Here is a 6064-nt window from a genome sequence, read left to right as displayed (position 1 = left end):
ATGGTATCTCTCGCATCCCACGGCATAAGCGACTCCATATACGGGTTCTTATGCCTTAGTTGTAAGTGTCTACCATGTCCCCGAACAAGCGTTCACTATGTCCCCAGTCTGTACAGTGGGAGAGGGCTGGGGTGAGGGCATCAGGCCGCACACATCAGGCCTCACACATCAGGCCGCACACATCAGGCCGCACACATCAGGCCGCACAAAACAAACTACCGCTTCTCCCACCCGTTACTCTGCGCCGTAAACCCCAGCGCCTGCATAAAGGCGGCCATCACGCCGCGATCCTCTACCCCGATATCGGCCATCCACCAGCAGGCTACGCTCGGGTTATCGCGAATCACTTCTTCAATCAAATATTGTCCTACCCCGCGACGGCGGGTGACGTCACGCACGCGCAGGGAATCCAGCGCCCCCTGCGTGCCGCTCAGAGTGACCCGCACCGCCCCTAATAAACGCTCGTTAAAGCTCGCGGCATAAATACGATGCGTGTCATCCACGGTGAGCGAGGAAGGGGAATATTCCGGCCAGATTTTGCCCAGGTCGACATGATCCTGAGAGCTAAAGTTCACCAGACGGTGGATGGTCAGTTTCATTAGCTGCGTGTCCAAATCAAAAAGAGTATTGGCAGTGTACTCAATTTATTCAGCCAGACGCTTCCACTTTTTAAAACCATCATCCAGCTGATTACTTTTTTAGCATTCAAAAGTGCAGCCAGAAAACGCAGGGATCGAAAAATAAGCAGAATATTAACCTAATGGGTAGTGATTTATTCCGCTCTTTGTACCGTTATTTTATGCTGCAAACCGGACTTTTATTTGTTTATCTCTGGCAGATTTCAGAATATTATCTTTGCTTAATCGCCTGAAATATAGAGATTTTAGTCTGGCTTTTGCTAAAAAACCTCGCTAAACCATTAAAGGCACTGGTAAAAATAGCGTTGTTCATTAAAAGTACAGAATGCTTTTTAACCATAATAAAACAAAATATAAACATCACGTCACGAGTGGGGATGCAGAAATGAAAAGGAACGCGAAAGCAATAATCGCGGGCATGGTTGCACTGGCGATTTCGCAGGCAGCGATGGCGGAAGATATTAAAGTTGCTGTGGTAGGCGCGATGTCCGGCCCCGTTGCTCAGTGGGGCGATATGGAGTTCAACGGTGCGCGTCAGGCAATTAAAGACATCAACGCCAAAGGCGGCATTAAAGGCGACAAGCTGGTTGCCGTGGAATATGACGATGCCTGCGATCCAAAACAGGCCGTGGCCGTGGCCAACAAAATCGTTAACGATGGTATTCAGTATGTGATTGGTCATCTTTGCTCTTCATCCACCCAGCCTGCGTCTGACATCTATGAAGACGAAGGCATCCTGATGATCACCCCTGGCGCCACCAACCCGGAGCTGACGCAGCGCGGCTATCAGAACATTATGCGTACCGCCGGGCTGGACTCCTCTCAGGGGCCGACCGCCGCGAAATACATCATCGATAACGTGAAGCCGCAGCGTATCGCCATCATTCACGATAAGCAGCAGTACGGTGAAGGGCTGGCCCGTTCGGTGCAGGATAGCCTGAAAAAAGGCGGCGCTAACGTGGTGTTCTTCGACGGCATTACTGCGGGTGAGAAAGATTTCTCGGCGCTGCTGGCCCGTCTGCAGAAAGAGAATATCGACTTCGTCTACTACGGTGGCTACTACCCGGAAATGGGTCAGATGCTGCGCCAGGCGCGCGCGGTCGGTCTGAAAACCCAGTTTATGGGGCCAGAAGGCGTGGGTAATGCCTCGCTGTCCAACATTGCGGGCGATGCGGGTGAAGGCATGCTGGTCACGATGCCAAAACGCTATGACCAGGATCCGGCGAACAAAGCTATCGTGGATGCGCTGAAAGCCGATAAGAAAGACGCGAGTGGTCCGTATGTCTGGATCACCTATGCCGCCGTACAGTCTCTGGCCACCGCCATGGATCGTACCGGCAGCAAAGTCCCGCAGGATCTGATCAAAGATTTAAAAGCTCACGGAGCAGACACCGTGATTGGGCCGCTGAACTGGGACGAGAAAGGCGATCTGAAGGGATTTGAGTTTGGGGTCTTCCAGTGGCACGCCGACGGGTCATCCTCGGTCGCCAAATAATCACTATCCCACCGCCCGGCCTGTCCGGGCGGGTTCAGAAAGGTTAATTTATGTCCGAGCAGTTTCTCTATTTCCTGCAGCAGATGTTTAACGGCGTCACGCTGGGAAGCACCTATGCACTGATCGCCATCGGTTACACGATGGTGTACGGCATTATCGGCATGATCAACTTCGCCCACGGCGAGGTATACATGATCGGCAGCTATGTCTCCTTTATGATTATCGCCGCGCTGATGATGATGGGGATCGACAGCAGCTGGCTGCTGGTGGCCGCCGGATTTGTCGGGGCGATTGTCATTGCCAGCGCCTACGGCTGGAGCATCGAACGGGTGGCCTATCGCCCGGTGCGCAGCTCCAAGCGTCTGATCGCGCTGATCTCCGCCATCGGGATGTCCATCTTCCTACAAAACTACGTCAGCCTGACCGAAGGGTCGCGCGACGTGGCGCTGCCGAGCCTGTTTAACGGCCAGTGGATTGTCGGTGCCAGCGAGAACTTCTCGGCGTCGATTACCACCATGCAGCTGGTTATCTGGATTGTCACCTTCCTGGCGATGCTGGCCCTCACTATCTTCATCCGCTACTCCCGTATGGGCCGCGCCTGTCGCGCCTGCGCAGAAGACCTGAAGATGGCGAGCCTGCTCGGCATTAATACCGACCGCGTGATCGCCCTGACCTTTGTGATTGGTGCGGCGATGGCTGCCGTCGCCGGTGTCCTGCTCGGTCAGTTCTACGGCGTGATCAACCCGTACATCGGCTTTATGGCCGGGATGAAAGCCTTCACCGCAGCGGTTCTCGGCGGGATCGGCAGTATTCCGGGGGCGATGATCGGCGGCCTGATTCTGGGCGTGGCCGAAGCGCTGTCTTCTGCCTATCTGAGTACCGAATATAAAGACGTCGTGTCCTTCGCGCTGCTGATTCTGGTGCTGCTGGTGATGCCAACCGGGATCCTGGGCCGTCCGGAGGTAGAGAAAGTATGAAACCGATGCATTTTGCGATGGCGCTGCTCTCCGCGGTCATGTTCCTGCTGCTGGCGGGCGTCTTTATGGGCGTTCAGCTGGAGCTCAGCGGGACCAAACTGGTGGTGGATGTGGCATCTGATATCCGCTGGCAGTGGGTCTTTGTCGGCACCGCAGTGGTCTTCTTTTTCCAGCTCCTGCGTCCACTTTTCCAGAAGGCGCTGAAAAACGTCTCCGGGCCGAAGGTTGTGCTGCCGGCTATCGACGGCTCGACCATTAAGCAGAAGCTGTTCCTGGTGGCGCTGCTGGTGGCCGCCGTTGCCTGGCCGTTTATGGTGTCGCGCGGCACGGTGGATATTGCCACCCTGACCATGATTTACGTGATCCTCGGCCTTGGCCTGAACGTAGTGGTTGGCTTGTCCGGCCTGCTGGTGCTGGGCTACGGCGGATTCTACGCCATCGGTGCTTACACCTTCGCGCTGCTGAACCACTATTACGGTCTCGGCTTCTGGACCTGTCTGCCGCTGGCAGGCTTAGTGTCTGCGGCGGCGGGCTTTATGCTCGGCTTCCCGGTGCTGCGTCTGCGCGGTGACTATCTGGCGATCGTGACCTTAGGCTTCGGCGAAATCGTCCGTATCCTGCTGCTCAACAATACCGAAGTGACCGGCGGCCCGAACGGCATCAGCCAGATCCCGAAACCGACCTTCTTCGGCCTGGAGTTCAGCCGTTCTGCCCGTGAAGGGGGCTGGGATACCTTCAGCAACTTCTTCGGCATGAAATACGACCCCTCCGACCGCGTGATCTGGCTGTATCTGGTGGCGTTGCTGTTGGTGGTGTTCACCCTGTTTGTGATTAACCGCCTGCTGCGCATGCCATTGGGTCGCGCGTGGGAAGCGTTGCGCGAAGATGAAATCGCCTGCCGCTCCCTGGGCCTGAACCCGACCCGCATCAAGCTGACCGCCTTTACCATCAGCGCCGCGTTTGCCGGTTTCGCCGGAACGCTGTTTGCCGCGCGCCAGGGCTTCGTCAGCCCGGAATCGTTCACCTTTGCCGAATCGGCGTTTGTGCTGGCGATTGTGGTGCTGGGCGGAATGGGCTCGCAGTTTGCGGTGATTCTCGCGGCAGTCCTGCTGGTGGTGTCCCGTGAGCTGATGCGTGACTTTAACGAATACAGCATGTTGATGCTGGGCGGCCTGATGGTACTGATGATGATCTGGCGTCCGCAGGGCTTACTGCCGATGACCCGTCCACAGCTGAAACTGAAAAACGGGCAAGCCAAAGGAGAGCAGGCATGAGTCAGCCATTATTATCCGTTAACGGCCTGATGATGCGTTTTGGCGGCCTGCTGGCGGTCAACAACGTGTCGCTGGACCTGCATCCAAAAGAGATCGTTTCGCTGATTGGCCCGAACGGGGCCGGGAAAACCACGGTCTTCAACTGCCTGACCGGTTTCTACAAACCGACCGGCGGTACCATTATGCTGCGCGACAAGCACCTTGAAGGTCTGCCGGGCCAGCAGATCGCCCGCATGGGCGTGGTGCGTACCTTCCAGCACGTGCGTCTGTTCCGCGAAATGACGGTGATTGAAAACCTGCTGGTGGCACAGCACCAGCAGCTGAAAACTGGCGTCTTCTCCGGGCTGCTGAAAACCCCGGCCTTCCGCCGGGCGCAGGAAGAAGCGCTGGACCGCGCTGCTACCTGGCTCGATCGTATTGGTTTGCTGCAACATGCTAACCGTCAGGCCAGTAACCTGGCGTACGGCGATCAGCGTCGTCTGGAGATTATCCGCTGCATGGTGACCCAGCCGGAGATCCTGATGCTCGATGAACCGGCTGCCGGGCTAAACCCGAAAGAGACCAAAGAGCTGGACGAACTGATTGTCGAGCTGCGTGACCATCACGACACCACTATCCTGCTGATTGAGCACGATATGAAACTGGTGATGGGCATTTCGGATCGTATTTACGTCGTGAACCAGGGCACGCCGCTGGCGAACGGCACGCCGGAAGAGATTCGCAATAACCCGGACGTGATCCGCGCATACCTGGGTGAGGCATAAGATGGAAAAAGCGATGTTAACCTTTGACAATGTCAGCGCCCACTACGGCAAGATTCAGGCGCTGCACGACGTCAGCCTGCATATTAATCAGGGCGAAATTGTCACCCTGATTGGTGCCAACGGCGCGGGCAAAACCACGCTGCTGGGCACCCTGTGCGGCGATCCGCGCGCCTCCAGCGGGCGTATCGTCTTTGATGGCAAAGACATTACCGACTGGCAGACGGCCAGAATCATGCGCGAAGCGGTGGCGATTGTCCCGGAAGGGCGTCGTGTGTTCTCGCGGATGACGGTGGAAGAGAACCTGGCGATGGGTGGCTTCTTTGCCGAGCGCGAGCAGTTTCAGACCCGCATCAAGCGGGTGTACGAACTGTTCCCGCGCCTGTTTGAACGCCGTATCCAGCGTGCAGGCACCATGTCCGGCGGGGAACAACAGATGCTGGCGATCGGTCGTGCGCTGATGAGTCAGCCACGCCTGCTGCTGCTTGATGAGCCGTCGCTCGGTCTGGCACCGATCATCATTCAACAAATCTTCGACACCATCGAGCAGCTCAGGAGCGAAGGGATGACCATCTTCCTCGTGGAGCAGAACGCCAACCAGGCGCTCAAGCTCGCGGATCGCGGCTACGTGCTGGAGAACGGTCGCGTGGTGCTGGAAGATACTGGCGACGCGCTACTGGCCAACGAAGCGGTGCGGAGTGCGTATTTAGGCGGTTGAGCCGCCTGTGTGCCCGGTGGCGCTTCGCTTACCGGGCCTACGGAATCGACCAGGCCGGGTAAGGCGAAGCCGCCACCCGGCTTTTTTTGCCCATTGCTCTTCATATTTCCATCATCCCCCTGACGCTTTGTTGTCATCTCTTTGTAAAAAAACGGTTATTTTTCTGTCATTCGCGCATGTCATGTTACCTCGCGAGCATAA

6 protein-coding genes are annotated in these 6064 nt (G+C 56.6%); 5 read left to right on the top strand and 1 reads right to left on the bottom strand.

Features of this window, described 5'->3' with window-relative positions; translation table 11 throughout:
- Positions 1–215 precede the first annotated feature (215 nt).
- On the bottom strand, positions 216–599 hold the full coding sequence (gene panM / locus M8013_RS04400) for an aspartate 1-decarboxylase autocleavage activator PanM (RefSeq protein WP_271266595.1): 384 nt from the start codon (positions 597–599) through the stop codon (positions 216–218).
- A gap of 424 nt (positions 600–1023) precedes the next feature.
- Here panM and livK point away from each other — a divergent pair, with 424 nt between their 5' ends.
- The 5 genes from livK to livF are packed head-to-tail and all read left to right on the top strand — an operon-like array spanning position 1024 to position 5863.
- Complete coding sequence (livK, locus tag M8013_RS04395; protein WP_271266594.1) at positions 1024–2133, top strand: high-affinity branched-chain amino acid ABC transporter substrate-binding protein LivK; 1110 nt, start codon at positions 1024–1026, stop codon at positions 2131–2133.
- A 50-nt stretch (positions 2134–2183) separates the two neighbouring features.
- Entirely contained in the window at positions 2184–3110 is a 927-nt protein-coding gene (gene livH / locus M8013_RS04390; RefSeq protein WP_040078237.1) for a high-affinity branched-chain amino acid ABC transporter permease LivH, read from the top strand.
- The gene (locus M8013_RS04385) at positions 3107–4384 is read left to right on the top strand and encodes a high-affinity branched-chain amino acid ABC transporter permease LivM (protein WP_271266593.1); all 1278 of its coding nucleotides are present in this window, start codon (positions 3107–3109) and stop codon (positions 4382–4384) included. Before livH ends, M8013_RS04385 begins: the two co-directional genes overlap by 4 nt.
- Positions 4381–5148 carry a high-affinity branched-chain amino acid ABC transporter ATP-binding protein LivG gene (gene livG / locus M8013_RS04380; RefSeq protein WP_271266592.1) on the top strand — a complete coding sequence of 256 codons (768 nt, stop codon included), beginning with the start codon at positions 4381–4383 and terminating at the stop codon, positions 5146–5148. Before M8013_RS04385 ends, livG begins: the two co-directional genes overlap by 4 nt.
- 1 nt (position 5149) lies before the next feature.
- A complete protein-coding gene (gene livF / locus M8013_RS04375) occupies positions 5150–5863 on the top strand; it encodes a high-affinity branched-chain amino acid ABC transporter ATP-binding protein LivF (protein ID WP_271266591.1) in 714 nt (237 codons plus the stop codon).
- Positions 5864–6064: the final 201 nt, after the last annotated feature.

The organism is Silvania confinis, assembly GCF_025564085.1.
Classification (GTDB): Bacteria; Pseudomonadota; Gammaproteobacteria; order Enterobacterales; family Enterobacteriaceae; genus Enterobacter; species Enterobacter confinis.
The sequence above is the reverse complement of the archived record's forward strand: the minus strand, read 5'-3'. Positions and strand labels throughout refer to the sequence as shown.

What these genes read in the sequence shown, in the direction of transcription:
- panM (WP_271266595.1), bottom strand. Translation starts at nt 599, where the DNA reads ATGAAACTGACCATCCACCGTCTGGTGAACTTTAGCTCTCAGGATCAT.
- livK (WP_271266594.1), top strand. Translation starts at nt 1,024, where the DNA reads ATGAAAAGGAACGCGAAAGCAATAATCGCGGGCATGGTTGCACTGGCG.
- livH (WP_040078237.1), top strand. Translation starts at nt 2,184, where the DNA reads ATGTCCGAGCAGTTTCTCTATTTCCTGCAGCAGATGTTTAACGGCGTC.
- M8013_RS04385 (WP_271266593.1), top strand. Translation starts at nt 3,107, where the DNA reads ATGAAACCGATGCATTTTGCGATGGCGCTGCTCTCCGCGGTCATGTTC.
- livG (WP_271266592.1), top strand. Translation starts at nt 4,381, where the DNA reads ATGAGTCAGCCATTATTATCCGTTAACGGCCTGATGATGCGTTTTGGC.
- livF (WP_271266591.1), top strand. Translation starts at nt 5,150, where the DNA reads ATGGAAAAAGCGATGTTAACCTTTGACAATGTCAGCGCCCACTACGGC.